This window comes from Acinetobacter sp. BIGb0102, assembly GCF_003815055.1.
GTDB lineage: Bacteria > Pseudomonadota > Gammaproteobacteria > Pseudomonadales > Moraxellaceae > Acinetobacter > Acinetobacter vivianii.
This window is the reverse complement of sequence record NZ_RKQE01000011.1, coordinates 298,520-324,864: the sequence shown is the minus strand read 5'-3', so window position 1 is coordinate 324,864 and position 26,345 is coordinate 298,520. Positions and strand designations below refer to the sequence as shown.

Genomic DNA, 26,345 nt, shown 5'->3' with positions numbered 1-26,345 from the left:
AATTATAATTTTGAAACATCTGCACTTGCTTTACTATTGGGATAATAGCTTACGCTAACCTGAGCAAATGAAATACTTGCTATTGCAACTCTGCTCAACTCAATAGTAGTACTATTGGTTTTCCAAGTTACAGTCTTCTCATCGCTAAACTGGGGTTTTCCATATTTTTGATGAAGCAGCTTGCTTAATGAAGCAAACTGCAAATTAATAATTCCAGCATTCTTTTTTTCATTGCTAGTAATTATTGTCTCTACAAGTCGATCTGAAGTATCAAAAATAAAATTAACTGTATATTTGCTCTTATCAATCTCCAAGTCTTCTATCTGCACCTTACTGAAACCAGAATCATATTTCTTTGGTTCAATTAACTGAGCTTTGCCTTTCTCAACCTTAACAACTTGTTCTGGATTCATTTCCCACTGAGTATTGCTGTAACCTAATCCTTTAGCGAAAGTTATTACAGGAAATAAAAGAAAAATAAATGCTGTAATGATCTTTTTCATATTAGTCTACCTTGTTAAAGTTTTTGATCACTTTATATTTAATATTTTGGTTTGTTGCTTCAATAATTTCCAATAATGCACCTTTATAGCCAATTTCTTTTGATTGACTTAGATCATATTCAACATCATTATTAAATGCAGGCCTAGCAGTGTTGCTTGAAAACTCACGATATCCAACATTAATTTTACTACCAACCTTTCCACTATAAATAAGAGTTTGCTGGAATGAATTGTCTGCTGCTATACCAATAGTTGATAATTTAGCCTCATGCTTTTCTGTGCAGGCTTTAGCATTAAAAACAGTAATAACGCATATTTCATTTTTAGAGTCCAGCATAACCGCTTTAAATGGATCAACAATAAAATTTTTCTGAACATTCCCTCCATTTGGCATCATATTTACTGCTTGGAAATAATGACCTTTTTTATCATCACCAGTTTTTAAGTAATATCCAGAATTAAAAGTGTATCCACTATGTTTCACGGTTTTTGGAATATACAGTGCTTCTCTTTCAATAAAAGTTCCCTGCTCCAACATTTTGTCACCAACAAATGCGTGATTAATAGAACCAATTGGAGGTTTGCTAATGTTTTGAGGTGTTGCTTGATAATTATATTTTGGAGTAGCACACCCCACCAATCCAGACACCAGCCCAATTAATAAAATCTTTTTCATAAAAACACCCTCTTAAAATCAAAACACAATTTAACAAAAGGTTAAAATAAAGTCATTAAAAAACCCACATTGAGTGGGTTATCTATTTTAAGTCATCTATAGAAATGAGAAAAATATTAATTATCTCAAATCTACCAAGAACCCCATGTTTCACCATAGTGTTTTTTGCGTCTCTCGTCAGCTTCTTCTCTTGTCTCATTCATAGATTCATCTAACTGCTCTCCCTCCTCTTTATTCAAATGAACATAGTGATCTTCGACAATTAACCAATTCAGACTCCCTACACCATTGTCCACAATATCTAGATGATTATTACCTTGATAAACGAAAACATTTTTATTAAAAAATGCCAATCTTTTAAACAATGAGGAATCGTAAAGTCTTTGTAATGAAATCTCGATATCCGCTTTTAATGAAGTTAAATCTTGAGTGTAATCAAGGTCGAAAGCTTTCAAGAACTTGCCATACACCAAGCGTTTCATTCCATTCTCAAGCTTAATTATTTTTATGTCTAATTCTGCTGGATCAACACGGCTCTCCACAACTTTTAATCCATTATCCATAAGTTCAATCATGGCTGTATTTAGAGAGATATCTTTACTCTCTGCATACAAAACTATGTCCTCGTATTGATCTTGAGGAATACGAACTTGGGTACGCTTCCATTCATCTTGATTCTGAGTTCTTATCTTATCAGTCACAGCACCAATCTCATTAAATACATATTGACATAAGATTAATGTCACACTAGATTATTGTCAATGACATAATTTTAATGTCGTTACTACAGTCTAATAAAAAGCCTCGCTGCCCGTGGAAAGAAAACGAGGCTCTTGTCTAAACCAATGGAGATTTAAGACATGGCTAGTTTAGCACAAATCAATGATACGCAAGTATCAATCATTAATTTCAAATCTGTACCAGTTTTGACAACTGAACAATTGTCAAAATTCTACGATACCGAACCTGTCCGTATTCGACAAAATCATCATGAAAATAAAGGCCGCTTTGTTGAAGGAAAGCATTTCTTCAAGATTACTGGTCAAGAACTTAAAGATTTTGTGAGTAGTTTAAAACTACTCACAAATTTCCCTGTAATTTCAAACAAAACCCGTTCCCTCATCCTCTGGACAGAACGCGGTGCTGCACGACACGCAAAGATGTTGGATACAGACCAAGCATGGGAAGTATTTGAACAACTTGAAGATTGCTATTTTGTCCGCAAGGAAATTTTAGCCAAAACCCACAAATCAGAGCGTGAACCTTTAACAAACGCCGTTAATATGCTGGTAGCTAAAACCAAGCATCTCAACTACAGCGATGCATATAAGCTCGTACATCAGCGTTTTAATGTAGAGCATATCGAAGACATCCCTTTTGACTCAATTCCGGTAGCCGTGGAGTATGTTCATCACCTAATTGCGCTTTACAGCAATGCCCCAAACCACTTCCCATCACAGCCCCCAGATCTGGATTCTCGCGCCAAAAACGTAGCAATTCACATGTACTGGGTATCTGCATGGTGGCGTTGTTTTGGTGATTCAATCAGAATGTTAAACCCTAAAATGGCTGGACATATTCACGATAATTTCGCAGACGGCGCTTTTAGTGCAGGTCTGATTTTAGGATGTGACTACAGCCAAGAGCTTAATGCACATATTTTGAAAGAACTACCATATGATCTAAGCGAAAGCGGACGTATTGATCATTTTCGCCGTCTCCAATTCTAATAAATAGCAAAGCCCTTCGGGGCTTTTCTTTTGAAATAAAAAACCACCCGAAGGTAGTTTAGTTTTAGTGGTATAAATTCTATTCCTCAGTATTCTGATCTTTATTTTGTTTATCTTCGGTTTTTTTGTCTTCTTTACTTCCTTTGTAAAGCCATACTGCTGCGATGGTGTACAGACCTAATATTGTTGCAGTTGTAGTTGTGATTAACGCAATGAATGCTTGATTGGTTAATTCGAATTTGGGGCTTGAAATATAGAAAGGAAGTTTCTGCAACCACTCATCTTTAATGTAAATATTCACAAGGCCATTGCCTTTAAACCCCTGCAAGTAACTTACAACAGAAATTAAGCCTAACCAATATATTGTGATCTTAGATAAAAATCGTAGATGCTCTTTACGTAGCGCATGTTCTTCCCTTTCATGCTCCATTCGCATTTCAGCAATTTTTACACCAATTTGCTCTAATGACTTAGCTTCATCATTAAGCTGTTGAGCCATCAGCGCATTTTGGGATGCCTCATTAGTAGCTATATCTTCTAAAGGGTTAGTAGGGAGGTCAGTACCTTCCTCCCTTAGTTGACTGATTGCGTCAGTATTAGCAGAAAGCCTATTATGAAGCGGACGTCGTTTCATTGAAATATTTCTTATACAGATCTTTATAGTGCTGTTGGATCAATGAATCAGGAATTTTCTCAGCCCAACCATTTTCATTATATACAGCCGACCACGGAGTATTTGGCATGTGTGTAATTTGAGAGAGCTTAGCGGCTGTTGAATCCCCATAGACCTCTAAAGTAAACTTAAGAGTATCAATCTCATTTTCTGTAAACTCATCATCTTCACCATAAGTTAAAGATGGGACTGTCACCTTGGAAGATCCAAATATTTTAATGACAGAATATAGATCTGGAATTACTGGGCCATATTTCCAAGCCTGAATTTCACTATTAATCAATGGTTGATCGTAAGCACCCAACATCCACCCATGAGCAATGTAAACCAGTTTTAGCAATTGCATCTGAGTGAATTCTAGACCTTTCTCTCTACCTAATAATAGAATTTTATTTGCAACTTGAAGTGCAGTATGTGCCATGCTGTACCTCCTTAAAAATTTATGCAGAAAAACAGTCCACACGAAAAAGTGACTATGTGCGAACTAAAACGCACATAATCGACTATAGGCGCATATAGTAGCACCTACATATTATTAATATAGTATCTTTTTATGATATTTAAATGATACGAACAAAGAGTCGCAAACGACAAATTGGGACGCAAATGTTTATTCTACCGTCCCACTCAACTCATCACTTCTTCCTTTTGTCAGCCTCTACCTTCACCTTTTTATAGGCCTCTTCCAGAAACAGATCATCCAGCGCAAAGATGCAGTCATTAAAGATATGTGGACCAACAGGCAGATCATTATGCTCGGCATAAACATTTATAGCCTGCTGGTCTATTGATAACGGCATACCCTGCTCATATCGTCTGGATCTGCAAATCGTGCTGAAGGCCAGCAGAATTGATTCAGCTGCATAGGATGATTCTGGTGGCTCAGGAATATGTCCACCTAAGAACTTGATTTGTTCGATTTCGTGCGGCGATTTCGACGCATAGGTTTTTTGGTACTTGTAGAGCTCAATGACTTTCCCAGAATAACTGCCTTGTCCTTATCCGCATTTTCTTGAATCTTCTGAGCTTCAGTTTTAACGAATAACCAGATCGCCACACCAATGTCACCAAGATTAAAGAGCTTGGATGCGTTCTCGGCTGTATAAGGCATATCAGTCTCAACCGTTTTACCGTTCACTACCTCAGCGAAGAATACGCCCTTCCAGTCTTCAATCAGATGCGCAGCACAGGCATCCATCAATAACTCATGATAAAGCTTGTCAGCTGGATCTATGGCCATAACGTCATAACCTTTGGATGTAATCTGATTCCCTGCCCGTTCGATTGCCACCTGAAACGGTTTATAAGCAACTCCACGGATCTTGAATTCGGCCTGAACCTCACCTTTATCATTCTTAAACTGGCACCATTTAGATACCTCTGAACTTTGTACAATACCGACTTTTAACGCCATAACGACCTCTAAAATTTAAGCAATCAAAAAGCCCATGGCATTGCATAGGCTTGGTTTTTAAGTTAGATGAATACTTGTGTTATATACGCACTTATTACAACAACGCACGCACAATGGTTGGGCTGGTACGCACTTGGGCAAAGTTGATGTCTACTGTGATGATGTCATCACCACCGCCGTCAGGATGATTAGCTTCCATCACTTCCAGCTGCGGAAAGTTCAGTGAGTATTTGCTATTTTTGTTATCGGTGATATCAAAGCCCAGCGTGAATACATCACGAGTTTTGATCGCATCAATCCAGGTAGCTGATGTCGCCGAGAACATGAAATTACCGTTTACACCGATATCCATCATCTTTTCTAAGTAAAACTCTGGTGTGTATTTGCCAGATCCAATACAGCGGATCGCCTCCAGGTTGTTATTAAAGTTAATAGTGAGTGACTGCAGACAAGCTTTGCCCTGAATCGACTGGCCATTAATCAGTAATTTTTCAACGTTTGGCATACTGACCACTGGACGGCTTGAAGCTGGCACTGGATTGGTCACTGGATTCACTTGCTGACGGGTAAAGGAACTACCGACCAGACCAAAGTTACCTGTGATCTTTCCTGTGGTCTGTATAGTGATTTCACCGGTATTGACCTGTACACCACGATAGATAAACACCTGGCCAACATCTTCATAAACTTTAACCAAGGTCAGCGATTTACGTACACCGCCACCAAAGCTTAAGGAATTGGCCGCCCAGTTATTAAAGGCAAGCACACTCAGGAATAAATCAAAAGTGCCAAGTGATAATTCAAATTCCAGCTGGCCAGTGACTTCCGCTTCAGTAACAGATGCACCCTGACGGAAACGTGAATCAACCACCTCATTGCTTTGTTCGGTAGATACGTTTTCTGATAACCCATCGGTTACACGGCGAACGGTGTACCAGACCGGATTTGCTGGAGTGGTACCGAGCACTGCCTCTTCACAAGCATATAGTCGGATTTTTGCGCCTGAACTCATTTATTGTTCTCCAAATTTTAGGCATTAAAAAACCCGCTTTCGCGGGCTATTAAAGTGATTCGTTTGATGGTTCGTCCTGGATCTCTGGTGGCTCTACACCGTCCATGGCAGCTGCCACGGCCTGAGCCAGATTGGTTGGTTGGAACTCCAATGGGGTTTCATTAATAAGTTGTTCTGGAAGTGGCTCTTCATGTAAGCGGACATCAATCCAACGCCCTGCAGGAATATCAAGTGGATTGTCCAGGTCAGCCACGACTGCAGCTATATCAAAGTCAAACTTGCGTTTGTAGGTTTTAATTGAGATGTCACCGTTCTCTAATGTTTCATAGAGTACTGCGACGACTGTATTACCATTGGCATCTTTTGGAATTTCGATATACCAACCTTCTTGGGCAAATCCTAAAGAGCCTTTAAGGAGATAGTCACCAGTACCTAACTTTTCAAATTCAATTGGCTGCTGCTTTGCTTCTTCATTCAGTTCAATTCCATTAGCAAAAAGCTTAACAATCGGAGAAGCGGCTTTAATAAATCCATTTGAATCAGCTGCTGAGTTACCAGTTGTCCAGAACTCCCTCCAACCAGTATAAGTATTGTTTGTACCTGCCACCCTAAAAGCAACACGTGAAAGCGTATAATTATATGCCGTTTGCAACTTCCCAACATTCGGCTGATAGGTTGAGATAGTTTCAATGTAATATAGCCCAGACCCAATAGAAGGTCGATTATCAACCCCTTGAGCGACTCCAGACATCAATACCTTGGTACCTACAGGTAAATCATCGAGATTAGTATAAGTTGGTGTACCCGTCCCAGACCAATAATAATCTACGGCAGTTGAAAAGGCGCATCCAAAAACATTTTGTACTTCTACAACATTTCCATTACTCGTCCCAGTATTCTTTGTCGCAGCCGTTCCCACACCTTGGACTTGAGAAATATCTGGTGTCAGATTTGGAATGCCTGAAGCAAACGGCAACATAAACTGCTGCTTACCTTGTGCAGCATTATAAGGATATGGTCGATGTTCCCAATTAAATTTAAAGACAAGATTAGCCATTATGCAGTCACTCCATCAATGACCTGAAACGTCAATGTTTCAGAATGTTGAGTTACACCGCCGACTACAGCTTTGAGATCCATCTGGACCAGTCCCAATGGCCATGCTGCGGTACTGGTACCAGACTTCACATTCAACCAGCCTTTTTGATTCGTCTGGTTTAATGCAGCACAGGTTAAAGTGGCAACGGCAGCACCGTCACTCAAAGCTTTGACCTGAGATGTAAAAACATATCCAGTTAGGTTAATCGCACGGCGTACATCATCCGCTGGAAATTGCAGATTCTCGTCCATATCGACAAGTTGCAGATTCAGGTTAAAGGTGTCACCGCGCTTAAAAACAAAATTGCTCATAAGTGATTCCTATAGACATAAAAAAACCACCGATGAGGTGGTAAGTGTTAAAAAAATATTCAAATTGATTTAATTGATTTTATAGCCGATCGTTACGTTGTACTGGATGAAATCGCTATCCATGCCTACATTGAGGGCTTGCCCCTGCAGACATTCCAGATGCTCAATACTGAAATACTCGAAATGAGCCAGTAATGCATCACTGAGTTCAGTAATCGCTTTCTCTCCAGCATGCAGCCGGTCAAAGCATTGGATCATAATGTTGCCGGTTCGCCGTGTGCATGGCTTGTCGGCTATACCTGAAATAAAGCTTGATCCACCAGCAATCGTTAAACGACACCACAGGCCAATTTTAGGCACTTTAAATTCTGGTGCATTCGGATACTGGATCCGGGCTTGTTCGATGCCAGTGAAGCCCTGCATGCGTGCAATGACGGCTTGTCTTGCCTGCTCTAATGTCATTGCCATTTAGCCACCGTACTTTTGGGTAATAAAGTTAAATGTCGTGCTAAAGATGCCCTGAGGTGCCTGATCTGACCAGCCATTTTCCAGACGTTCAGCATAAGGCAGATTGTTCTGGATATAGACCAGATTACCCAGCTTGATTTTAACCGCCTGTACTGCAGCATCCTGATTGGCATTTACCTCAGGTCCACGGACACCCATATCAGCAGATCCAATAGAGACAATGTGAGAAGCACGATATGCGCCGGTATCGACTGGACTCGAAGCAACCAAGGATTGAACTGAATCCATCACAATATTTTTTACATGTGTTTCTGAATCGCTGACTATCTGCACGGCGAATTCAGTTGGTTTTTTACCCTTCCACCCCATCCTTCACCTCACTAGCTTCGTGCATTTCAAAAAGATCCTGAGCGATCGCTTGAATTGAATAAGCTTCAAATTCAGTGCTCGGCTCACGCTCACCCATCAATACTCGAACTTGCTGCCAAAGGTGCACCGCTTCATGTAAAAGCAGCCCATACACTTCGATAAGATCACGATCTGAAGTATCACCAAGTTGAACAACTGCATAAGTCCCTGCCTGATAATAATCAACTTGAGCTGCAGCACCTTCCATCGAGAGGAACTGATCAGCTTCTTGCATGTCATCAAATAACAGATCCATGTGAAGTTGATTGCGGGCCAACGTGTATTGCATGTGCTGAAAGGGAGATTCGCGCCACATCGGTACATAGTTAGTGTTTACCATGGATCCTCGCTAACTTGGCAAAGGCGTTTCATAATGCTCACGCCCATCAAATGAGTAATGAATAAAAATGCCATCCTTATAATCGGGATGGCATTCGCAATGAAAAAATGTGTGTGGTTTCAGATCATCATCAGGTACCACCTGCACACTGTCGTGAAATTTATATACGGTCCAGCTCACTACACCTTCCTCAACTGACATTTCCAGATTGTTTCTGCCGGATCCTGCTGAATATGCATGACTCGGAATACGCCAAGGGGGGTAAACCACTCATCATCAATTTGCGGTGTCATGGTTACTTCATTCTGCAGAACAACCGCCTTTTTATCGGTGGCCAAGACTCCTAACGTCTGGATCTCGTATTGATTGTATGAACCAAACAGCACACCACGGCCAGAATAGATCTCTTTAACCCCCTTATGTGTTTCGGTCAGAGGATCCCAATCTTTTTTGATGATCCGCTCACACGAAAAGGATTGAACGGCATCTGCCAGATCTTCATTAAATGCCTCGGCAATGTCTGCTTGCAGTTCAGCACGTAAGCCCATTAGATCCTCCGGATAAAGAATACTGAAGAACGTTTGGTGAATGGCTTGATCAGATCCAGAATGTATTGCTCAGTGGCATTCAGCTTTACTGATCCATCCTGATATTCCTTTTCCGATTCAACCGAATCAGCCTTAACCTTTTTACGTTTTAAGGACTGTTCTTGCCCTTGGTAAAGCTCACCCTTCAGGATGCCCTTAATGATCTCGTATGAGGCTGTTTTTAGTGCCTTAGGCACTTGTGTCACATCATCATAGGGTTTTACGTTACGGGCGATCAGATAGGCTTCGGCTTTTTGCAAATAATCAGCCTTATCACTGGCAGATAAAGCCTCAAAGCCTTTTACATGTTCAATCGCTTCTTGTTCAGTGATAAAGCTCATGGATTATTCCTTTGGCTCTTGAGGGATAAGTGCCAGCAACTCGTCTTTACGGGTAACGCCGTCAAATGAAATGCCTTTTTCGGCTAATACTGCTTTGATTTCATCTACCTTCAGAGATGAATAATCAACAGGTTTATTCTGTTCCTGGTTATCACCTGCACCCGTTTGTTTCTGATCACCTGAACCGGCTTCCAGCTCGGCAATACGCGCTTTCATTGCTTCAGGATTATTTTTGAATGCAATAAACTCACCTTTTACGCCAGCAAGTTGCTCTTCAAGTTCATTCACTTTTTGTTGTGTCATTTGTCGTTCCCGTGCTCGGTTAAATGATGAAAGTCCCATGTGAGGATCTCCAAAAAAGATTAAGGCGGGATTACCCGCCTTTTCGTTATTTGACCTTGTGTTTAAACGCCACAATACGAATCTGCTTTGGATCGTATACGCGTTCCCAGTTACTTTCTGTTGAAAGGCCTCCATTGTTCGGTGCAACGCCCATTGCGCCAGCCCATTTAATGCCACGAGGATGCAGAACAAAGTGACGACGGTTAATCAGAATGTCTGAACCGGCTAAACTGTCACGGTCTGTTTCAACTCCAACTGGAGCACCAATATCCTGAAAACCAATTGCACCTTGGCCAAACAGGAACGACGTAAATACATCACCGTCAACCGGCATCCCATCATCTACAATAACGCGGCGATCCATAAAGGTTTTATAAAGCACCACACCATCTGCATCACGAACGGTTTCAATCAGACCTTGTTTCGCCAATGCAGCCATTGTCGCTGAGTGCATGGCAATTGCAGTTAATTTATCTACAGCATCACCCAACTTATAAGACGCATCAATAAAGGAAACGCCGTCAATCACCGCTGCAGCGCCCGCACCTGCTGAAATATCGTGGATATTACTGGCCATACTGGCAGAACCGAACACACCTTTAAGAGTATTCACGGTAAAGCCCTGAAATTCACGAGCCCAGTAATCTGCAACAAGATCACCAATAGCACCCAATGGATCATCACCGGACAATGCTTTGGCTAAGTCATTGGCACCCCATGCTTTACCGCGGGCATGTAAAATCGCAATATCCTGGCCCGCTGCAATGTTATTTACGGTTAAGGCCTGACTATCTGACAGAACTTCAGACTCACCATCCAGATCGTTCCAGAATGGGATATTTACGGTAGATCCGCCTTGAGTACCAAATGCAACTTCAACATCCAGCTCACCAACAATACCGGACTGCCATAAAGCAGACTTCTTGGTGGTTTTGTTTAGAACGTACTGTGTGAATAATTCCGGAACGATTACATCAGCAATTTTTGTTTCAGCCATTTGGCCTTCTCCTTAAAGTTTAATACCATGTTTTGCAGCAAGCTCTTTGGCTAACTGCGGATTTTCATTTCGTAATTGAGCTAATTTAGTGAGGTTCACAGACCCATCAGGTTTAGTGATATCGACCTGAGTTTTTGTATTGGTGCTGCCAGGTGAACCCGAACCATTTGCTTTTGGCCAGAAGTAAGGTTTTTGTTCACGCAAGGTTTCAACCCATTCCTTTGGTGATAATGGCGTCTTGCCATCTTTACCAATGACGACGTCACCGTTTGAATCGACTGCGACCGCTTTGCCATCCTCATCTAATACAAATTTAGACTGGGCAAGAAATGCGATATCAACAGTTGCTTCTGGTAGGGCTTCAAGTTCAAGAGCAGCCTGTACAATCTGGCTTTGAACCACGGACTGTTTAAACTTATTGGCATAGGCTTCGGCCTGATCAGCACGTTCTTTTTCAGCATTCAGTAACTTGTCATGTTGTTCACGCATCTTCTCGGTACGCTTCTGAATGACTTCGCCAACCTTGCCTTCAGCAATTAACTTTGCATCTTCATCAAGTTCCAGTTGGGCAAATAACTTTTTAACGGTTTCAGGATCGATACCCTCAAACTGTTTCTGCAGGCGTTGTAATTCGCGTTGTGCAGTCTTAGCGGCATCACGCTCGCTTTGAAGTGCAGTTTTTAGGCCTTTGGGATCTTCGTAACCTTCTAAGTCAAGGCGAAACTTCCCGTTCTCCTCAACATACAAAGCATGATGTTCTTCTTTGATCTGGTCTAGTGAATCCACAATAAATGGCAATGACATGTTCAAACCTCTCGTTTGATTAAGTTGGGCCTTTTCTCAAGGCAATAAAAAAAGCGCCCTTAGGACGCTTGAATTGATAAATATTTAGAACTTTGTTGAGATTTACTGTTGTTGCAATTTCTCCTTAAGCAAATAACCCTCTAACGCCCAAATTTTATTACGGGCATTTTCATACGCAACTTTCTGGCCAATTTCAGCATTAAAGTTTTCAGGGCTTGCACATGCAGACTCACCTGTAACCGTAAAACCATTTTTAAGTATAATTACACAAAATGTCAGTAGGTCTAATTCCTGAGGAGTAATTACCACACGCTCCTCTTCAGGAAGATTGTTAAATTCTGCGGAACCAGTAATTGCTCCAACAAAGCCATCACCTGCGGTAAAGTAGGCAACATGTTTAATAACTGAATCGATATGACTCGGTATTAAGCGAGGTGCATTTAGCCCCTTACTTTGAATTTCATTTTCAATTTGTTGCTCGGTATTTGACATTTCTTTTACTCACAAAAAAAGCACCCTTTTGGGTGCCTTACGATTAATGAAAATAGTTAATCAGATTCTAGCGTTTTGACTGTGACGCTCGTAAACACATAACGATCAGGCCGATCAATTTCAGACACATCAGTAAAATTCAGGTAAATATCATGAATATTGACACCCGTTTCGATTTCAAACTTATTGACCAGTTCTGCAATCTGAACCGTTAGAGCTTTTTCCAGTTCTTCCTTGCGCTTTTTGCATTCGCAGATTGATAATTTAGACATTTTAAATACCTTCCTTACTTTAAATACCTAGCTCTTTAAAAGCTCGTTCATCCAGAAGTCTTAATTGCTCTAATGTATAAAGCTCACCTTCAGGATCGAAGAACTTTTCAAAATCAAACTTTCCCTCTTTGTAGAGCTTGTACCGTTTTGGACCGAGCCATTCCTTTTGAAAGAAATCATCTGTTTTTTTGAAAAATTCTTTAAAGGTGGTGTTTGCGTCTAACTGGCCAATCAGCTGATCACGTTCCTCTTTAGGAATGTCCTTAACTTTGCGCTCATCCATGACAAAAGGTCGTTGACCAGCCAGTTGCCCATCCTTCTCAACAGGAACCAAGGTACTTCGGCAGTTAGGATGTAACGGCGGGACACGTTTTGCAGGATCATCAATTTTCCAGACCGAGCCATCCAGGGAAGCACAAACTTTGGAAGTTCTTCCATCGAGTACGCTGATAAACCTGACATATTGAATATCTAGCTCTTTAAAACTGTTTAAATAGGCCTGATTAGAGACATGAGTACGTATAGTCCTTACCGTACGATCAATATCAATTTTGGTACTGTTTAAAAGCCCGTCTTCATATTGAAGTCTTTTAGTACCACGGATACGTTTAATAATCTGGTGATTGGTCATCCCAGTATTAATGCCGTCACGAATCGCATATTCCACTCTCTGACGGGCAGTTTCTGTGATTTTAGATAAAAGTTCATCAACGAGTGCTCCACCCGCCAAAGGTACCTGTTTCGCTGTTTTATAAAGCGGTTCTCCTTTATGAGCTTTCTTTGTTGAATGGCCAAACAGTTTTGACGTGTAATTCGCTTCATAAACTGCAAATGAAATGGCTGATACGGCGAACGTCTCTGGTATAGCAACATGAATTGACGTAAACCACTGGTTAATGAGATCCCGAACTTCACGTAAATTTGAGGTTGTATACTGACCACCAGCAAGTGCAATCTTCTCGGCATCGCTTAATTCATCAAGCAAACCATTTAATCGGGTCAGCATATCCATCGTTGCATCATTAAAAATACCTAGCAGTTCATTCACTGATCTCGAAGCAGCACGATATAAATATGCCTGATGCTGTGTTAGAACATTAAACAGAATTTTTTCATCATGATTTGCCATAAAACGTTACCTCTATAGTGGCGCACTCTCCTGTTCTACTTCTATACGCTCTAATTCATCTTTATATTCATGTGCTGGTAATTTCCCAGTCACCAGATACTCCCAGTATGTCTGGAATGAATTCTTACCTGCTAGTGCACCTTCGTAAAGTTGTTTAGCAAGATTGATATCATATTGCTGAACAATGAACTCAGGCTTCACCGTAAATGCGTATTTAGACGGATCCAGCTTTAACCACTGAGCAGCATATTTAATGGCCTGCTCGATAGCTTCAGCCGCACACATCACAATGCTGTGCAAGCTGGCATGCTGATCATCCTGACGTGCACGGCGGGCTTCACCAGATTCCTGGCTATTGGTATCAATCACCTTTGCACCAGCTTCAAGTGCTGAGTTCTTCTGGGCATCCATTTCCTTTTTGGTCATATCGATGCCATCCCCTGATATTTCCAAATAACCGCAAGTCGAATCCTTAGGTAAATCCCATACCGCCATGACTCCAGTCACACTAATATCGGTTCCATCATCCAATCCGCTGATCCATGGTTGCGGATGCGCCGTGTGGTGTAATGACTGGTAATAATCTGCACTTAACTGGTAATACTTCAACGCAGCTTTGGCCATGGTTAATAGTGGTACCGATCCGACATGCGGTGAATTGTCTGTGGTACCGCAGAATACAAACGGCGTAAAAGAAAGCTGGTTTCCGCCTAGATCTGGCGTTTTATCTTCAGGTAAAGCCCCATCAAATAACCGAACCGTTAAAGCACCATCCTGCATGGATAAAACACGGTGTACGGTTTTAGTTTCGTGGCCAAACTCATCTTCGCTATTATCAAACTGCTCCTCGAGCACCAACAGCTTTAAATCCTTACGGCCACCAATGCTGTTCTCCTTCCAGTTAATGATTGATAACGCGTCATACATTGCGAAATAGGGTACGCCGTCCCCATCTACATCCACCAGCAAACCACAGCGACCACATTCCAGCAGTTCAACACATACGCGGATAAATAGCTGCTTTAACCCAAAACCATCATTGGTCGCGTTATTGATCAGCCCCTTAAGCAAAGAACTCTCAATCACGATATCTGGCTCAAGTTTGGAGACCAGGCCAATCATGGTCCGTAATGAATCCTGAACCCATAGAGGATACTGAGCTCGGTTCACATATGCCTTATAGATCTCGCCTGTAGTATCACCCTGCTTCTCGGCTTCAATCATGCCTGCAGACTTGGAAAGGTACTTTGTTGTGGCCTGCTTAATCTGCTCTTCGCCAGCAATGGAATCACGCATCATCTGCCAGCTTTTTTGTGCAGCCTTATACTGCGGATGTTTATCAGTAACTGCCATAAAAACACCATAAAAAAAGCACCTGTAAAGGTGCATTGATTAATAAGACATACCGCCGATACGACGCCGTTTAAATACTTTCTGAATGATGATCGGGAAACGCTTCGCCAGTGGGTATCCACCTGCATCACCTACGTGATCCAGACCAGCACTTTTATCAGGCATTCCAAATGAGTCGTAAATCTGCTGCTCTAAAGTCGCGGTGAAATTTGGGCATTTATTGGTATTCACTTTTAGATTTCGCTCACCTTCAGCATTCAGGATCTGGGAATTCACCGCATTGATCCGGTCTTTAATGCCAGGGTTAACGCTGTTTACTTCCACCTTAAATCCATTTTTCTTCAGGATTGCATGGTCTGACTCACTAAAACCTTTTGATGATGTCGCTTGTCCCGAGGCATCAGGAATAACTGTAATGTCATGCTCTGGAAAATGCTCCTTGATTAGATAACACATGGTCGGTGTGTCTCTCACTCCAACCAGCTCATCCAGCGCTCTTGGCTTGCCTTCTCTAATGACATAAACCACAGCAGCCATCTTCAATACGTTAAAGTCCATCCCGATGAGCAAAGGTTCATTCGGTGTAATTTCCTCATCCGTATGGTTGAGCCTACGATCAAAGTCCGGATATACGGCACCACTGGTTAAGTTAACGAATTGCCCTTTCAGATAAGCTGAAATCAACTGGGGCGGATATGATTCATATAACGATGAAATATAGTCATCTGGCAGATTGGCTTCATTGTCATAAGTTGAAGCCTGAATCATTCCATATAATGCCCGTTTAGCTGGTGTTGAATTGGCTTCTTTTACAAATTGCTCATAAGTGAACTTAAAGCCTTCAGGTGTGGTAGCAACATCAATACCATTCAGTAAACCCGCTTGTTTATATCGCATACGTGCAATGATCTTACGCCACGACTGCTGTGCCTTCAGCATCGCCATTACATCGAGCTCATCAATCAGCGCATGGCCAATCTTGAAGCCGACAATGGTTGCCGGCTTTTCCATAGATCGGCATATGATTGTGGTCCGATATTGGCGACCATAATAAATATCCACTTCCTTGTTGGTTTCATAAACCTTGGTTTTAAGTCCCCAGTCGAAAGCAACCTCATCAATTGTGGGAAAGAAGATATCTCGGATCTGAGGATATGTCGGTGCAAAGTAACCTAAAGGAACCTTAGGAAACTCCCAGGCTTTATTACATAAGCTTGAGCAGCCAACCCAGGTCTTCCCCGATCCAAACCCAGCGACAAAAGCCCGGAATTTCTTTTCCATCTGTAAAAAATTAGCCTGAGGTACATTCAGTGTCGGATTGATATTCGGCATCTTTTTTACTCGCATCTACAACCTGGATGGTTACTTTTACTGGTGTTGGATCGTCAGCACCTTCGCCGTCACCATTCCTGATTTTTTCGATCTCAAGCTGTTTCAATTCTAGATCCAGCAAATGCGCTGAATGGCCATGCATTTCATCCTTCACCTGCTTAATGATGTTCTGCTTAACGACCTTGTTCTTGGTTGTGTCATACATCTTTTGCAGTTCATTAATACGAAATGACTTATTGGCCAGAGGAATATCAAAAACATTGTTCCTAAAATCTTCACGTGTCTTTTCGAACAAGGCTTTCAGTTTCTTACTTAGATTTTTCCCAGTTGCTTTTGTTGGATCGTAGAGTGCTACCTGTTGCCGCTCAATCTCAATATTAAATTCTTGCTTTACAGCATCCGCTACCTGTTGAGGTGTTTCCATGCAAGCAAGCGACTGAACTATAAAGATTTTAACAGGCTCTTTAAGTGCAGCCATACCTACCTCTTCGTAAAGCTACGTAAAGCAAAATAAATAAAAAAAATGAGCCAAACGGCTCAACTTATTAAACATGTCCCACAGCACCTGGAGATATTCACATCTGATACAAACGGCGCTTGCTTCGCCACTTCAACAAGTCGCTTCACGTCTTCGCTTGCTCCCCAGCGTTTGACCACGCCGACAAACTCTTCAATATCATGGCCAGCAAGATAATGTTTAGGCAGGCCTGTCATATCGCTATAGATTGGCTCGCCGTCTTCAGGATCTCGCTCGACTCCGATGTGATACAGCTCATGTTCGATCAATGCACAAAAGTCCCGATCCGAAGCTTGTTCGCAAAAACTTGCATCAATGGTAATGAGATATACCGGTACATAACCGAACCAATCCCGCATCTGCTGCTCTTGTCGGGCTTTACGCCATCCGCCTTGGTTAAACATCACCTTTTCACACTGGCCGAGCACCATACGCTTTTTAGCTACACATGCGGATGATGCCCAAGCAAATGCCAGAAACTCTTCGCCGTCGTGGATGAGCTCAGCAATATGATCATGGTCAGGATTGTGTAGCGGTCCACCAATCGTTAGGAAATTATCAATTACCCACTGCATCAGATCTGGCGCCGGTGCCAAGCGGATCGCTTCTTCCTCATCGGCTTTATCCATCAATTCCGTCGGTGGAAATGGTCGAATCTGGCTCATTGAATTTATGCCTCTTTAAACTTTTAAGCCATTGGTCTGCATGGCAAGCTTCAATCTGTGTTGGTCCTGATTCATCAATTCTGTATCGAGTAGATGATTCAATCCTTACAACCGTATAATCCTTCTCCCAAGCCTGATCATATTTATCTTGGCTCCAAGCTTTACTTGCCAATTTACCTTTACGGCCACCCGACCAAGGACCACCAGCAATCTCAATTAAGATCCGGTGTTCAATAAGGTGAAAGTCATAACGCCAGTGCTTTGTTGATTTGAACTGGAATAGTTTTTCGTACTTGATCTCAAAGATCTGTAGAGCACGTTCCATAACTTGAAAGGTATCTAGATAGGCTTGTTTGGCTTTCGGCAGCGGCCTACTTTTAGGCTTGGGTTTCGGTACAAGTTTTCTGGTGAGTATAAAATACTTGTCGATATCCATTCTTTCACCCGTATGTCACGGCGACCTTTCAGCCAACTTAACTTTTCAACTAACAAAAAAAATCGCTCATCTGAGTGAGCGATTTTTTCAGAGAGAATCCATTCACATGAATTCCATTTGAAAAAGTAAATTTATCGAATTTTATTAATAAACAAAAGAAAAGCCATTTTCGTAGATTTTATCTGTTGGAACATAGAAATATCCGTGACACGCTCCTGTTACATCATCCATTGCTCCAAGAGAAAGAATACCACTTGCAATAGTTAGCGCCGTAAATACTGGACCACCACTGTCACTAGGACCACAGGTATTGGTATTAACTTTTACCCAAAAAGAACCAGGAAAGCTTGGATCTCCAATCGAGGTCCCAACAGCCTCTACTTTCCCACAACTATATCCTGTCGCGACGCCGTAGTGACAAACACTATCACCCACTTTTGTAGATGATAAAGTTCTACGCCCTGTTAGGGTGCGCGTGGTATTTGGACCAACATAAAATTTATTTGTGATATTTGCTACAGTACTGTTCCATTGCAAATCATTCGATTGAGAAAATGGCTTTTCTCCAACAAATATGTATTTTGTCCCATTTTGTTTATCTTCAAAATTATTAGGACAATGAGCAGCTGTACTCATGTATTTGGTACCAGCTGAGTTCTTAATACCGAATGCTGTCGTACAATCATAATAGGTTGGAGCTTGAGACTTATCGACTACAAAACTTCCACCATGAGCATCAACTAAAGGCTTAATTGTCCAATTAACAAAATTAACCTCTAAAGGAATATTAGGGTTCTTCCACTCAGATTTAATCTGCTGAATTTTCTTGAAATTCTCTGATGTATTACTACCTTTTACATTTACAACAATACTTCCAGTTTTTTCATCATAACTAGCTGTTTGTACATTAGTAAAATATCGTTTTACTAGCTCTTGAGCCTTCTTAATTTGCCCCTTAGCCGTATCCCTTGTTTCAGAAGCTCCATATTGTACTTCTATAGGAAGATTACTTTTTGCTTTGGCATTGCTAATAGCTACATTCCGCTTTTGGTTAGTGCCATACCCTTTAACTCTTACAACGATCTTATAAGTTGGTGTATTTTCAACGTAAATACCCGCAATACGCCCTTTAAACTCTTTCTCAATTGCTTCTAAAGCAGCATCCCTATTTGCCTCTAAAAAAATAGCTTGATTAGCTTCAGCAGTACTCACACCATGTAATACAGAATAACTACGGATATCTTGCTCAACACCATTATCAGAGGCTGCAAATGCGTAAGAGGATGATATTAATAATGTTAATAATATTTTTTTCATTTTTTACCAACTGTTCTAAAAATAAGTTTCACAATATAAAGATATATTATTTAAATAAAAACCAAGTAAAGCAGTAAGATCAACATCAACACTTCTCTATAAGAACTAACACTTTCTCTCAACCATTGAATATATAAGTAAAAAAAATTGAGATTTCAATTTATAAAAAGCAATCTTAGTAATTGTTATTTTTTGTTCAACTTGTTTTTCTAAACCCATCGTTGTAATTAAAGCGCAAAATTAAAAACCCGCCGAAGCGGATCAATTCATTTTATATAATAGCTATTTCCATCAGAGCTATTAAAAACCCAATCTAAAGTAGGATAAATAATTTCACCTTTAATCAAAATATATTCAATTTTTGCACTTGGGATACGTTTTCTTGAAAGTGTAATTTCAGTATTTTCCTCTAGATAGCATGCCTGTGCTCTTCTTTCGCTACCCTGATAATCAACAACTGTAATGTCTTTTAGCATCAATGTGCTCCATTTTAATCATCCATAGTATGCTTAGAAGCCCATTTATACAAACTATAATTTTATTACTATCATTTTTCTTATCTTGCAGAATTTCTAAATAATTTCCTAATCAAAAATATATATGTGTGCTTTATGTACCCCTACTTGAAATTCACAAGGTATGTTTTCAGTCTTTTAATGATAAGACTCAAGCAGTTATATATAATTGATTTTATTTGTGAAATATTTCATCGAGATAAATATCATCTGTAGCACATATCAACACATATAGATCTTAAAACTACCGTAGTGTAACGGCTTTTAAAGCGTACTATGGGCTCTCCACAGTGAAGTTAAGAAGATAAAAATGTCAGGTTTTAAAAGTTTCTCACAAAATACAACTAACCATGCTAATACGATTAAAGCTCAATCGAATGAGCATACAGAAGTAAATTCCCCTACTGAATCTCAACCTTCACAAGTTCCAGGCCTCGATAAAGATCAGCCAGAAAATAATGAACAGCCAGATCCTAACAACAAATAATTTCTTATTAGCAGCGCTTTAGTGTTATTTAATGTGCTGCTACTATTAAGAATAAATTAGTGCACTGATTTATTTTACTTTTAACTACTATTATCAATTTAATTTGTTTAGTTATTTAAGAAATTACAACCATTCATTCCCTAAAATTGATATGACTAGTCTCTCAGATCTGAGGGGCTTTTTTAATTGTTTTCAGCGCCTTACTCTTCTACCAGCATTTTTCTTTCGAGTACTCTCTATACAAAAACGCCCACCTTTAGATGAGCTATATCCTTTTATATAAATTAAATTACGAAAGATATGAATATTTTTGTGCTAAGTAATTATTCGCCATCCTTGTTGTCTCTGCATAAGGCAATTCAGCACAAAGCCAAAAACGATATGTATTTTCACCAATGATATAGCTTTGCCGATTGTATGTAGACTGTTTACTAGAATCTATCTCGCTTGCTTCAAAGTATGCTCCTTCCCGGTTAGTCACTACTACGCCGTCTAAATCACCACCTATACAGATGTGCATCATACTTATCCTTAAATTTATGATTCACAGCTTAACACATAAAGTAAAAAGCCCCGCTAATAACATGTATGTCAGCGGGGCTTCTTGTGCCGAAATACGCTCGGCCAGTTGACTCGTATTGCGCTGTTACGAGAGGAGTTAAAACAATAGAATTCCAATTTAGATTATTTTTTTAAACTCATTACTTTCAAAGTAACTCTTAAATTCATTAAGAATCTGATGTTCCTTTGATTTTGTTTGTTCCTCAACTTTCTTCACGCCTTCCAGTTCCAGTAATTCCTCTGGATCACTTGATATAGTGAAATCAGCAGGAACATCTTTTACAATTGGGGGTAGATACTCACGCCCTCCTGTAGTAATTTTCTCAATGAAACTGGCGAACCACAATATGAATTCATCTTGCTTCTTATATGATGGTATCAGGCTAACATCTATACTCACCCCTTCTTTATTGACCGGTTTTTTAAACCCTTCATGAAAATCAATAAAATTATATAATAGCTTTAAGTTGGTTCCCTTCACTTCCTTTCTGATGTGTTTTATCAATAAATTTAAATAGTCCAAAGGTTCATCTGTAAATAACTTTTTAGACAAAAGCTCTTTATATATTTTTTCAGCAATTTTTAAATGAATTGGCATTTATCGACCTCTATCTAATAGTTGTTTTTACAATAAATTATGAAAAATATTATTTTTCTGAATGTATATTTTTTTATTAGTCATGTGAAAAATATTACATCTCGTAAAATATAATTTATTCAGGTGATAAAAACAATTAATTAAAGATCAAAAAAACAACTACCTTCGCATTCAACTCCATAAAGAAGATTCAACTTTAACTGTTATAGGAATATTCGTATTTTTATCTAGATAAACAATCCTATTTTCTTTCATCCTTTTTTTTAGCCTCTCCAAGGCCGCATCAATTTTTGCAGTAATTAAAGACTCTTCCTCTTGCTCCGGATCGGGGATGTATTCAATCACTAGTTTCATCCTTTAAAACATGTGTTCCTTAGTAGAATTAAAGCATATACCCAATAGAATCAAGTAGATTAGTGTTCTATTTTTCATAAAAAGCCCGTTATAAATGAGTATAGCGGGCTTTTTACGGTAACCAATACTAATTACTTCGCTTCATTTATACCCACAATAAATTGACTACAATTTGAACCTTCAACTGCATTAGACAATGCTTTTTCAGAGAAGTTAAATTTAGATGCGACTGAAGCATAGTCTTTTTTAAGAGCGCTACCAGTTAAGTTGCCCAATTGCTTAACTTGCTCAGCAGTTAACAACTCATTATCAACAGCCTGATTAACAATGACACAAGCTGTTGTCATAGCATCATAACGTGCAGCAGTTTTTGAGTACCCTAAAGAGCCAATTAGACCACCGATGATCAAACCAAGAATCGAAGATAAAACTATGTACTTTTTATTCATTTTGGTGACCTCAAAGAAAAAGTGTGAAAAAAGATGTAGGAATATAAATCAGCTTTCTACTACCCACAACATATTGTGACACACTTCACACAAAACCATTAGGAATCAGATCGATATAACAAATGGTTTAATTTTTCTCAAAACTTTCAAATTTAAGATGACGATCAACTTGAGATTGAATGATCAAAAAAAGAAAAATTGTAAATGCAAGTACGTATCATCTGATGCTCCTACATAGAAATACTAATATTCCCCAATAAGATAATACTCATTCCCATCTATCAAAACTTTCAAACCAATAACATATTGATTTGATTCAAACAGCTGTTTCCAGTAGAAATTATATACAAGATTCCCCGTCCCATCTTCATAAAAAACACGAGAACTGTAGCCTTCACATTGTTGAATGTACTCTTTTAATCGAAATCTCCGCTTTGATTCAGGATCATAAGCAATAAGCTTAATCCTCATGCGTCTCTCCAGCTCTTACCATTATTTCGTAGGTATTATAGATTATTGTCATCAGAGCTTTGCTTTGTACTCGTTTTTGTAGTGTCTGAGTCAGAAAGCCTTAGAGCATCTTGTGCATTGGCTATTGAATTCTCTGCCTCTTGAACAAGCCGTTCTGTTTTTGTAGTTTCTTCAGAAGCATGAACGGGTCTTGATCTTGTGGCGATCACATATGCGCAGTAAAAAAGAGAAGTTCCAAGAGCGACAACCAGTAATTTTTTTAACATAAGCGAATTATCAAAACATTTCTCTTTTATCATACATTTCTGTGATGCTTTTATCATTAAATTAATGGCAAAAAAATTATTATCTATCTATTCTCAATCAGTTATCCAATTCCATGCAGTAAATGTAATAAATAAAAAAGCCCGCATAAGGCGAGCTTTATATACTTATCGTCACAGATAAATTGTAATACGACCATTCTATAAAAACTATACCCTAGTTAGCAGAATAATGCTAACAATTATTTTTAATTTCTTTGTAAGTCGCATTCTTATATTTTTCTATGGCTTTAGAGGCCTCATCAATTGCAGATTCAATCGCTATTGTCATAAGGTTTTCATAAGGCTTCCAGGTTTGACGGTATGAACTAATAGACATTTGAGTGCGCTTCACTCCTGCATACATCAAACGCCCTTTAGCTGTGTAATTTTCTTCTAACTCTGGATCTAAAGCAAAATCCAATACCATTCGAGCAATTAACCATGCCAGATGAAACATGGCTATTCTCTCAGGTTCTCTTTTCTTATCTCCAATGGCGTTTTTAATTAAAATATTTGCCAAGTGTTGACGAACATATTCATAATCACTTTGTGCCCGCCCTTCAAACACAATTAGAGCTGTAACAGACTTTGCTAATTGAGTTTCCATTGACGCAATAGCACCCAAGCGATCTTGATAGTCCAATGGTTTCTCACCTGTTCCGTGAATAGATGGTTCCTGACTTGGTGAGCTCACAGTTAGGCCGTGAGCCAACCATTCAAATTGTTCAAACTTCGCAGCTGTTGCACTCATCTATTTACACCTCATTCACATCAATATTTAGAACCGTTTTCATCAAATGTTTTTTATTCCTATAGCTGTCTTTTTTTCTTGTTATTGCAGATTTCACATCTTCAACGATGTATTCACCAGTAGCAGTGTAATAGGTGAAATCTGCAAAATAACGTAATGCTGGCTTTGCCCGCTTTTCTCCATCGATCTTTGTTTTTGGTGCCAGTTCAAACTTAGTGTGATGTTCTAGGTTGTAAATTTCTCCACGCTGCTGCATAGCCTTGAGCTCAATGTACCGCTTGTGCTCTTTTTTGCTATCGAAGGTCATACCATCGCATTCGACCTTACTGGCATTGAACTTGTTACGTTTAGTAGCCTTAGGCAGACGAGACAGCTTAAGAATTTCTTCACGGTACTGGGCGAGGCTCATTGAAGTCATAGGCCATCACCTAAATATTTGAATGCGTTTTTAGCCACGATTGGAACTTGTCCATTTCCAATGGCTTTAAGTCTGTCCACCCGATGGGCCACCCCATCAGCCACTCGACCCAATCTGGATTTAATGCCCCAGATGTGTCCGACACACTCATAGAAAGTCCGATTTGTTTGCCATTCTTGATTCTCCGCTGGATCACTGGAGAACCAAGATTTCCCCTGTCCCTGCAATCTGAGGCTTGAGGTGTCGGAAAATTCTTCACTTGACCGGCCAATCCATTTCTTGGATCTGAATTCACCATTCCTCGCTTGTTCCCATCTAGTGCCTTTGGTGTAGCCCACATTTTCACCCGTGACTCTAGACACGGCGCTCTTCGATTCCGCTCCGATCGACAATCCTTCCGTATGGAATCCGATGCTTTGGGTGTAGGCAACAATCCAGAGACGGTCACGTTGATGGGGCGCTCCAAAGTTAGATGCTGAAAAACGTGTCCAGTGCGCGTCATACCCCATTTGGGCAAGGTCACTGATGACTCGGGCAAGTCCTCTGGAAACAAGCATTGGTGAGTTTTCCACCCAGACTTCTCCAGGTCGAACTTCACTGATAATTCGTGCCATTTCTGACCAAAGTCCTGAACGTTCCCCATCGATCCCTGCGCCTTTTCCTGCAGATGAGATGTCCTGACATGGAAATCCGCCAGATATAACATCAACAATTCCCCGCCATGGTCTTCCGTCAAAAGATTTAATGTCAGACCAAATTGGGAAAGCCGGGAGAATTCCATCATTTTGTCGTTGCGCCAAAACTTGTGCGGCGTAGGCATCACGTTCAACTGCGCACACTGTTGTACATCCCATGAGATGCGATCCGAGTATTCCGCCACCAGCGCCTGCGAAAAGAGCCAACTCATTTAAACCACCTTTATTTTTAAATTTCTCACTTAAACTAACTGTCAAAGAATTAAGAGGTCGATTCACGCCACATTCCCCTTATGCTCATTGCTGATGTTGATCAGGTACTCAGCCCACTTCTTGAGATTTGCAGGATCTTTAAGCATTGGCTCCAAACGTTTCGCCAACTGCTCATAGCTTTCGTTGCCTACCGAGTATTTAGCGAAGTCAGGTAAACGAGCTAACTTGCTTGCAAAGAAATATCTCTGTTTGTCGCTCAATCCGTTTGATGCAGTCTGTGGGACTCGAACCTGCGATTCTGGTTTCAACTGTGTGGTAGTTTGTTTCTCGTATTTGAAATATGCCTTCAGCAACCAGTCTGCAAACAAGTAAATTTTGAAATCAGGATTATGGTTACGGTCTGCATTGAAACTCTCAAATGCCTCAAGTTCTCGTTTGAACCATTTCGCCTCAGTAATTTTCTCAACTGGAATTGAATCATTTGCCGAAGCAATCTGATCTTTCAATTTTTTCAAAACCAACCAGCTCTTTTTTTTATTTTGATTAGTTTTTTTTGATAGTGTTTTTTGTGTGTAAAAATTTTTAACTAGCAGCGGTAAAATATTTTTACTAGTGAGGTTAAAATTTTTAACTAGTAAAGATTTTTTACTAGGACACTTGAGGCGGATTTCCCCGCTATTAGGTGTTTCTGGACTGACCTGATTTCGAGAATTTTTAGGGGGGTTAAAATTTTTAACCAGCACGCGTGGATAGCTTGTATTGGTGAAGCTAAATTCTTTGACTAGTAAAAATTTTTTACTAGGGAATTTTATTCTCTCCCCAATATTGTAGTTATCAATCAGCGAATAGACATTCCCATAGATTGAAGGAGGATGCTTCTTTACTAATCCGACTTTGACTAACTCATTGAGGCATTTAACAACGGTAGGCCTACTTTTACCTGAAAGCTCTTCCAATTGGCTTAATGAAAGTGAATCACTATCTTTCCCCCAGCCTCGAGTTTTTCTCACAATCAGTAAATAGATCTTCACAGATGCATCACTGAGTTTATTCATCGCTTCATCAACAAAGGCATTCGTGATTTGAAATGAGTTTGGTACAAACTTGCTCATGACCTGCCTCCATTCTCAGAGTTCTCATACTTGTCTGCATAATCTGGATCGATCCATCGGCACTCGAAGTCATAAACATACAAATTTGCGATTTCACGGGCGCATTCAACACATAAGCAAATGCGTCTATTCATTCGATAGATGGGATAAAAAATTTCTTTGGTATGGCAGAGATCGCAGAAGATTCTTTCATCTACA

40 protein-coding genes are annotated in these 26,345 nt (G+C 40.0%); 2 read left to right on the top strand and 38 right to left on the bottom strand.

All coding sequences use genetic code 11. The features are described 5' to 3' along the window. Positions 1-2: 2 nt before the first annotated feature. From EC846_RS07770 to EC846_RS18395, 3 genes are all read right to left on the bottom strand, one after another. Complete coding sequence (locus tag EC846_RS07770) at positions 3-503, bottom strand: hypothetical protein (RefSeq protein WP_123774772.1); 501 nt, start codon at positions 501-503, stop codon at positions 3-5. 1 nt (position 504) lies between these two features. Further along, positions 505-1,179, bottom strand: coding sequence for a hypothetical protein (locus EC846_RS07765; protein WP_123774771.1), 675 nt, complete (start codon positions 1,177-1,179; stop codon positions 505-507). Positions 1,180-1,310: 131 nt separating this feature from the next. Continuing rightward, positions 1,311-1,880, bottom strand: coding sequence for a hypothetical protein (locus EC846_RS18395; RefSeq protein WP_213071306.1), 570 nt, complete (start codon positions 1,878-1,880; stop codon positions 1,311-1,313). A 159-nt stretch (positions 1,881-2,039) separates the two neighbouring features. Here EC846_RS18395 and EC846_RS07755 point away from each other — a divergent pair, with 159 nt between their 5' ends. After that, complete coding sequence (locus EC846_RS07755) at positions 2,040-2,909, top strand: ORF6N domain-containing protein (RefSeq protein ID WP_123774770.1); 870 nt, start codon at positions 2,040-2,042, stop codon at positions 2,907-2,909. Positions 2,910-2,988: 79 nt separating this feature from the next. Here the strand turns inward: EC846_RS07755 and EC846_RS07750 are convergent, their stop codons facing one another. The 26 genes from EC846_RS07750 to EC846_RS07630 all read right to left on the bottom strand — a co-directional run bounded on the left by EC846_RS07750 (position 2,989) and on the right by EC846_RS07630 (position 19,694). Beyond that, positions 2,989-3,543: a hypothetical protein gene (locus EC846_RS07750; RefSeq protein ID WP_123774769.1), complete on the bottom strand. Its 555-nt coding sequence runs from the start codon at positions 3,541-3,543 to the stop codon at positions 2,989-2,991. After that, entirely contained in the window at positions 3,521-4,003 is a 483-nt protein-coding gene (locus EC846_RS07745) for a Panacea domain-containing protein (RefSeq protein ID WP_123774768.1), read from the bottom strand. Before EC846_RS07745 ends, EC846_RS07750 begins: the two co-directional genes overlap by 23 nt. Positions 4,004-4,217: 214 nt before the next feature. Continuing rightward, positions 4,218-4,382 (bottom strand): hypothetical protein, encoded by a 165-nt coding sequence (locus tag EC846_RS18300; protein ID WP_171410000.1) that lies wholly within the window; start codon positions 4,380-4,382, stop codon positions 4,218-4,220. 98 nt (positions 4,383-4,480) lie between these two features. After that, positions 4,481-4,996, bottom strand: a complete 516-nt coding sequence (locus EC846_RS07740; RefSeq protein WP_123774767.1) for a hypothetical protein — start codon at positions 4,994-4,996, stop codon at positions 4,481-4,483. Positions 4,997-5,090: 94 nt separating this feature from the next. Beyond that, entirely contained in the window at positions 5,091-6,008 is a 918-nt protein-coding gene (locus EC846_RS07735; protein WP_123774766.1) for a phage tail tube protein, read from the bottom strand. 49 nt (positions 6,009-6,057) lie between these two features. After that, positions 6,058-7,065, bottom strand: coding sequence for a phage tail protein (locus tag EC846_RS07730; RefSeq protein WP_123774765.1), 1,008 nt, complete (start codon positions 7,063-7,065; stop codon positions 6,058-6,060). Beyond that, on the bottom strand, positions 7,065-7,418 hold the full coding sequence (locus tag EC846_RS07725; protein WP_123774764.1) for a hypothetical protein: 354 nt from the start codon (positions 7,416-7,418) through the stop codon (positions 7,065-7,067). Before EC846_RS07725 ends, EC846_RS07730 begins: the two co-directional genes overlap by 1 nt. Before the next feature lie 69 nt (positions 7,419-7,487). Beyond that, positions 7,488-7,886, bottom strand: coding sequence for a phage tail terminator-like protein (locus tag EC846_RS07720; RefSeq protein ID WP_123774763.1), 399 nt, complete (start codon positions 7,884-7,886; stop codon positions 7,488-7,490). Continuing rightward, positions 7,887-8,255: an HK97 gp10 family phage protein gene (locus EC846_RS07715; RefSeq protein WP_123774762.1), complete on the bottom strand. Its 369-nt coding sequence runs from the start codon at positions 8,253-8,255 to the stop codon at positions 7,887-7,889. Further along, entirely contained in the window at positions 8,239-8,634 is a 396-nt protein-coding gene (locus EC846_RS07710) for a hypothetical protein (RefSeq protein WP_123774761.1), read from the bottom strand. Before EC846_RS07710 ends, EC846_RS07715 begins: the two co-directional genes overlap by 17 nt. 9 nt (positions 8,635-8,643) lie before the next feature. Beyond that, positions 8,644-8,814, bottom strand: a complete 171-nt coding sequence (locus EC846_RS18295; protein WP_171409999.1) for a hypothetical protein — start codon at positions 8,812-8,814, stop codon at positions 8,644-8,646. Further along, positions 8,814-9,182 (bottom strand): glutamate 5-kinase, encoded by a 369-nt coding sequence (locus EC846_RS07705; protein ID WP_123774760.1) that lies wholly within the window; start codon positions 9,180-9,182, stop codon positions 8,814-8,816. The genes EC846_RS18295 and EC846_RS07705 overlap by 1 nt, the downstream gene beginning before the upstream one ends. Continuing rightward, complete coding sequence (locus EC846_RS07700; RefSeq protein ID WP_123774759.1) at positions 9,182-9,562, bottom strand: hypothetical protein; 381 nt, start codon at positions 9,560-9,562, stop codon at positions 9,182-9,184. Before EC846_RS07700 ends, EC846_RS07705 begins: the two co-directional genes overlap by 1 nt. A gap of 3 nt (positions 9,563-9,565) precedes the next feature. Then, on the bottom strand, positions 9,566-9,904 hold the full coding sequence (locus EC846_RS07695; RefSeq protein ID WP_123774758.1) for a HeH/LEM domain-containing protein: 339 nt from the start codon (positions 9,902-9,904) through the stop codon (positions 9,566-9,568). A 46-nt stretch (positions 9,905-9,950) separates the two neighbouring features. Then, positions 9,951-10,901: a major capsid protein gene (locus tag EC846_RS07690; protein WP_123774757.1), complete on the bottom strand. Its 951-nt coding sequence runs from the start codon at positions 10,899-10,901 to the stop codon at positions 9,951-9,953. Positions 10,902-10,913: 12 nt separating this feature from the next. Further along, entirely contained in the window at positions 10,914-11,705 is a 792-nt protein-coding gene (locus EC846_RS07685) for a hypothetical protein (protein WP_123774756.1), read from the bottom strand. A gap of 102 nt (positions 11,706-11,807) precedes the next feature. Further along, the gene (locus EC846_RS07680; protein ID WP_123774755.1) at positions 11,808-12,197 is read right to left on the bottom strand and encodes a Gp49 family protein; all 390 of its coding nucleotides are present in this window, start codon (positions 12,195-12,197) and stop codon (positions 11,808-11,810) included. Positions 12,198-12,253: 56 nt separating this feature from the next. Then, complete coding sequence (locus tag EC846_RS07675) at positions 12,254-12,469, bottom strand: hypothetical protein (RefSeq protein WP_047428707.1); 216 nt, start codon at positions 12,467-12,469, stop codon at positions 12,254-12,256. A 19-nt stretch (positions 12,470-12,488) separates the two neighbouring features. Further along, complete coding sequence (locus tag EC846_RS07670; RefSeq protein ID WP_123774754.1) at positions 12,489-13,598, bottom strand: minor capsid protein; 1,110 nt, start codon at positions 13,596-13,598, stop codon at positions 12,489-12,491. 12 nt (positions 13,599-13,610) lie between these two features. Then, complete coding sequence (locus EC846_RS07665) at positions 13,611-14,951, bottom strand: DUF4055 domain-containing protein (RefSeq protein ID WP_123774753.1); 1,341 nt, start codon at positions 14,949-14,951, stop codon at positions 13,611-13,613. A 39-nt stretch (positions 14,952-14,990) separates the two neighbouring features. Then, a complete protein-coding gene (locus EC846_RS07660; RefSeq protein ID WP_123774752.1) occupies positions 14,991-16,283 on the bottom strand; it encodes a terminase large subunit domain-containing protein in 1,293 nt (430 codons plus the stop codon). Then, a complete protein-coding gene (locus EC846_RS07655; protein ID WP_123774751.1) occupies positions 16,243-16,761 on the bottom strand; it encodes a DUF2280 domain-containing protein in 519 nt (172 codons plus the stop codon). Before EC846_RS07655 ends, EC846_RS07660 begins: the two co-directional genes overlap by 41 nt. Before the next feature lie 59 nt (positions 16,762-16,820). Next, positions 16,821-17,465 (bottom strand): putative metallopeptidase, encoded by a 645-nt coding sequence (locus EC846_RS07650; protein WP_123774750.1) that lies wholly within the window; start codon positions 17,463-17,465, stop codon positions 16,821-16,823. After that, entirely contained in the window at positions 17,422-17,901 is a 480-nt protein-coding gene (locus EC846_RS07645) for a hypothetical protein (protein ID WP_123774749.1), read from the bottom strand. The genes EC846_RS07650 and EC846_RS07645 overlap by 44 nt, the downstream gene beginning before the upstream one ends. 144 nt (positions 17,902-18,045) lie before the next feature. Continuing rightward, positions 18,046-19,218 carry a hypothetical protein gene (locus EC846_RS18465; RefSeq protein ID WP_228200670.1) on the bottom strand — a complete coding sequence of 391 codons (1,173 nt, stop codon included), beginning with the start codon at positions 19,216-19,218 and terminating at the stop codon, positions 18,046-18,048. Between the two features lie 266 nt (positions 19,219-19,484). Continuing rightward, positions 19,485-19,694: a hypothetical protein gene (locus EC846_RS07630; RefSeq protein WP_123774748.1), complete on the bottom strand. Its 210-nt coding sequence runs from the start codon at positions 19,692-19,694 to the stop codon at positions 19,485-19,487. Positions 19,695-20,043: 349 nt separating this feature from the next. Between EC846_RS07630 and EC846_RS18290 the strand changes: the two genes are divergently transcribed. Continuing rightward, positions 20,044-20,220, top strand: a complete 177-nt coding sequence (locus EC846_RS18290; protein WP_171409998.1) for a hypothetical protein — start codon at positions 20,044-20,046, stop codon at positions 20,218-20,220. 289 nt (positions 20,221-20,509) lie between these two features. Here the strand turns inward: EC846_RS18290 and EC846_RS07625 are convergent, their stop codons facing one another. The 9 genes from EC846_RS07625 to EC846_RS07585 all read right to left on the bottom strand — a co-directional run bounded on the left by EC846_RS07625 (position 20,510) and on the right by EC846_RS07585 (position 26,147). Next, on the bottom strand, positions 20,510-20,740 hold the full coding sequence (locus EC846_RS07625; RefSeq protein WP_123774936.1) for a hypothetical protein: 231 nt from the start codon (positions 20,738-20,740) through the stop codon (positions 20,510-20,512). Positions 20,741-20,899: 159 nt separating this feature from the next. Further along, positions 20,900-21,379, bottom strand: a complete 480-nt coding sequence (locus EC846_RS07620; RefSeq protein WP_123774747.1) for a hypothetical protein — start codon at positions 21,377-21,379, stop codon at positions 20,900-20,902. 171 nt (positions 21,380-21,550) lie between these two features. Then, complete coding sequence (locus EC846_RS18285; protein ID WP_123774746.1) at positions 21,551-21,733, bottom strand: hypothetical protein; 183 nt, start codon at positions 21,731-21,733, stop codon at positions 21,551-21,553. 131 nt (positions 21,734-21,864) lie between these two features. Further along, complete coding sequence (locus EC846_RS07610; protein ID WP_123774745.1) at positions 21,865-22,182, bottom strand: hypothetical protein; 318 nt, start codon at positions 22,180-22,182, stop codon at positions 21,865-21,867. Between the two features lie 506 nt (positions 22,183-22,688). Beyond that, positions 22,689-22,919 carry a hypothetical protein gene (locus tag EC846_RS07605; protein ID WP_123774744.1) on the bottom strand — a complete coding sequence of 77 codons (231 nt, stop codon included), beginning with the start codon at positions 22,917-22,919 and terminating at the stop codon, positions 22,689-22,691. Between the two features lie 232 nt (positions 22,920-23,151). Continuing rightward, the gene (locus EC846_RS07600; protein ID WP_123774743.1) at positions 23,152-23,709 is read right to left on the bottom strand and encodes a hypothetical protein; all 558 of its coding nucleotides are present in this window, start codon (positions 23,707-23,709) and stop codon (positions 23,152-23,154) included. Positions 23,710-23,713: 4 nt separating this feature from the next. Beyond that, positions 23,714-24,127 carry a DUF1064 domain-containing protein gene (locus EC846_RS07595; protein ID WP_123774742.1) on the bottom strand — a complete coding sequence of 138 codons (414 nt, stop codon included), beginning with the start codon at positions 24,125-24,127 and terminating at the stop codon, positions 23,714-23,716. Next, positions 24,124-24,981 carry a DNA cytosine methyltransferase gene (locus EC846_RS07590; protein WP_213071309.1) on the bottom strand — a complete coding sequence of 286 codons (858 nt, stop codon included), beginning with the start codon at positions 24,979-24,981 and terminating at the stop codon, positions 24,124-24,126. Before EC846_RS07590 ends, EC846_RS07595 begins: the two co-directional genes overlap by 4 nt. Before the next feature lie 116 nt (positions 24,982-25,097). Next, the gene (locus EC846_RS07585) at positions 25,098-26,147 is read right to left on the bottom strand and encodes a replication protein (protein ID WP_123774741.1); all 1,050 of its coding nucleotides are present in this window, start codon (positions 26,145-26,147) and stop codon (positions 25,098-25,100) included. Positions 26,148-26,345: the final 198 nt, after the last annotated feature.

Coding starts and splice junctions, on each gene's coding strand:
- EC846_RS07770 (WP_123774772.1), bottom strand. CDS start 503: ATGAAAAAGATCATTACAGCATTTATTTTTCTTTTATTTCCTGTAATA.
- EC846_RS07765 (WP_123774771.1), bottom strand. CDS start 1,179: ATGAAAAAGATTTTATTAATTGGGCTGGTGTCTGGATTGGTGGGGTGT.
- EC846_RS07755 (WP_123774770.1), top strand. CDS start 2,040: ATGGCTAGTTTAGCACAAATCAATGATACGCAAGTATCAATCATTAAT.
- EC846_RS07750 (WP_123774769.1), bottom strand. CDS start 3,543: ATGAAACGACGTCCGCTTCATAATAGGCTTTCTGCTAATACTGACGCA.
- EC846_RS07745 (WP_123774768.1), bottom strand. CDS start 4,003: ATGGCACATACTGCACTTCAAGTTGCAAATAAAATTCTATTATTAGGT.
- EC846_RS18300 (WP_171410000.1), bottom strand. CDS start 4,382: ATGCCGTTATCAATAGACCAGCAGGCTATAAATGTTTATGCCGAGCAT.
- EC846_RS07740 (WP_123774767.1), bottom strand. CDS start 4,996: ATGGCGTTAAAAGTCGGTATTGTACAAAGTTCAGAGGTATCTAAATGG.
- EC846_RS07735 (WP_123774766.1), bottom strand. CDS start 6,008: ATGAGTTCAGGCGCAAAAATCCGACTATATGCTTGTGAAGAGGCAGTG.
- EC846_RS07730 (WP_123774765.1), bottom strand. CDS start 7,065: ATGGCTAATCTTGTCTTTAAATTTAATTGGGAACATCGACCATATCCT.
- EC846_RS07725 (WP_123774764.1), bottom strand. CDS start 7,418: ATGAGCAATTTTGTTTTTAAGCGCGGTGACACCTTTAACCTGAATCTG.
- EC846_RS07720 (WP_123774763.1), bottom strand. CDS start 7,886: ATGGCAATGACATTAGAGCAGGCAAGACAAGCCGTCATTGCACGCATG.
- EC846_RS07715 (WP_123774762.1), bottom strand. CDS start 8,255: ATGGGGTGGAAGGGTAAAAAACCAACTGAATTCGCCGTGCAGATAGTC.
- EC846_RS07710 (WP_123774761.1), bottom strand. CDS start 8,634: ATGGTAAACACTAACTATGTACCGATGTGGCGCGAATCTCCCTTTCAG.
- EC846_RS07705 (WP_123774760.1), bottom strand. CDS start 9,182: ATGGGCTTACGTGCTGAACTGCAAGCAGACATTGCCGAGGCATTTAAT.
- EC846_RS07700 (WP_123774759.1), bottom strand. CDS start 9,562: ATGAGCTTTATCACTGAACAAGAAGCGATTGAACATGTAAAAGGCTTT.
- EC846_RS07695 (WP_123774758.1), bottom strand. CDS start 9,904: ATGGGACTTTCATCATTTAACCGAGCACGGGAACGACAAATGACACAA.
- EC846_RS07690 (WP_123774757.1), bottom strand. CDS start 10,901: ATGGCTGAAACAAAAATTGCTGATGTAATCGTTCCGGAATTATTCACA.
- EC846_RS07685 (WP_123774756.1), bottom strand. CDS start 11,705: ATGTCATTGCCATTTATTGTGGATTCACTAGACCAGATCAAAGAAGAA.
- EC846_RS07680 (WP_123774755.1), bottom strand. CDS start 12,197: ATGTCAAATACCGAGCAACAAATTGAAAATGAAATTCAAAGTAAGGGG.
- EC846_RS07675 (WP_047428707.1), bottom strand. CDS start 12,469: ATGTCTAAATTATCAATCTGCGAATGCAAAAAGCGCAAGGAAGAACTG.
- EC846_RS07670 (WP_123774754.1), bottom strand. CDS start 13,598: ATGGCAAATCATGATGAAAAAATTCTGTTTAATGTTCTAACACAGCAT.
- EC846_RS07665 (WP_123774753.1), bottom strand. CDS start 14,951: ATGGCAGTTACTGATAAACATCCGCAGTATAAGGCTGCACAAAAAAGC.
- EC846_RS07660 (WP_123774752.1), bottom strand. CDS start 16,283: ATGCCGAATATCAATCCGACACTGAATGTACCTCAGGCTAATTTTTTA.
- EC846_RS07655 (WP_123774751.1), bottom strand. CDS start 16,761: ATGGCTGCACTTAAAGAGCCTGTTAAAATCTTTATAGTTCAGTCGCTT.
- EC846_RS07650 (WP_123774750.1), bottom strand. CDS start 17,465: ATGAGCCAGATTCGACCATTTCCACCGACGGAATTGATGGATAAAGCC.
- EC846_RS07645 (WP_123774749.1), bottom strand. CDS start 17,901: ATGGATATCGACAAGTATTTTATACTCACCAGAAAACTTGTACCGAAA.
- EC846_RS18465 (WP_228200670.1), bottom strand. CDS start 19,218: ATGAAAAAAATATTATTAACATTATTAATATCATCCTCTTACGCATTT.
- EC846_RS07630 (WP_123774748.1), bottom strand. CDS start 19,694: ATGCTAAAAGACATTACAGTTGTTGATTATCAGGGTAGCGAAAGAAGA.
- EC846_RS18290 (WP_171409998.1), top strand. CDS start 20,044: ATGTCAGGTTTTAAAAGTTTCTCACAAAATACAACTAACCATGCTAAT.
- EC846_RS07625 (WP_123774936.1), bottom strand. CDS start 20,740: ATGCACATCTGTATAGGTGGTGATTTAGACGGCGTAGTAGTGACTAAC.
- EC846_RS07620 (WP_123774747.1), bottom strand. CDS start 21,379: ATGCCAATTCATTTAAAAATTGCTGAAAAAATATATAAAGAGCTTTTG.
- EC846_RS18285 (WP_123774746.1), bottom strand. CDS start 21,733: ATGAAACTAGTGATTGAATACATCCCCGATCCGGAGCAAGAGGAAGAG.
- EC846_RS07610 (WP_123774745.1), bottom strand. CDS start 22,182: ATGAATAAAAAGTACATAGTTTTATCTTCGATTCTTGGTTTGATCATC.
- EC846_RS07605 (WP_123774744.1), bottom strand. CDS start 22,919: ATGTTAAAAAAATTACTGGTTGTCGCTCTTGGAACTTCTCTTTTTTAC.
- EC846_RS07600 (WP_123774743.1), bottom strand. CDS start 23,709: ATGAGTGCAACAGCTGCGAAGTTTGAACAATTTGAATGGTTGGCTCAC.
- EC846_RS07595 (WP_123774742.1), bottom strand. CDS start 24,127: ATGACTTCAATGAGCCTCGCCCAGTACCGTGAAGAAATTCTTAAGCTG.
- EC846_RS07590 (WP_213071309.1), bottom strand. CDS start 24,981: ATGGGATGTACAACAGTGTGCGCAGTTGAACGTGATGCCTACGCCGCA.
- EC846_RS07585 (WP_123774741.1), bottom strand. CDS start 26,147: ATGAGCAAGTTTGTACCAAACTCATTTCAAATCACGAATGCCTTTGTT.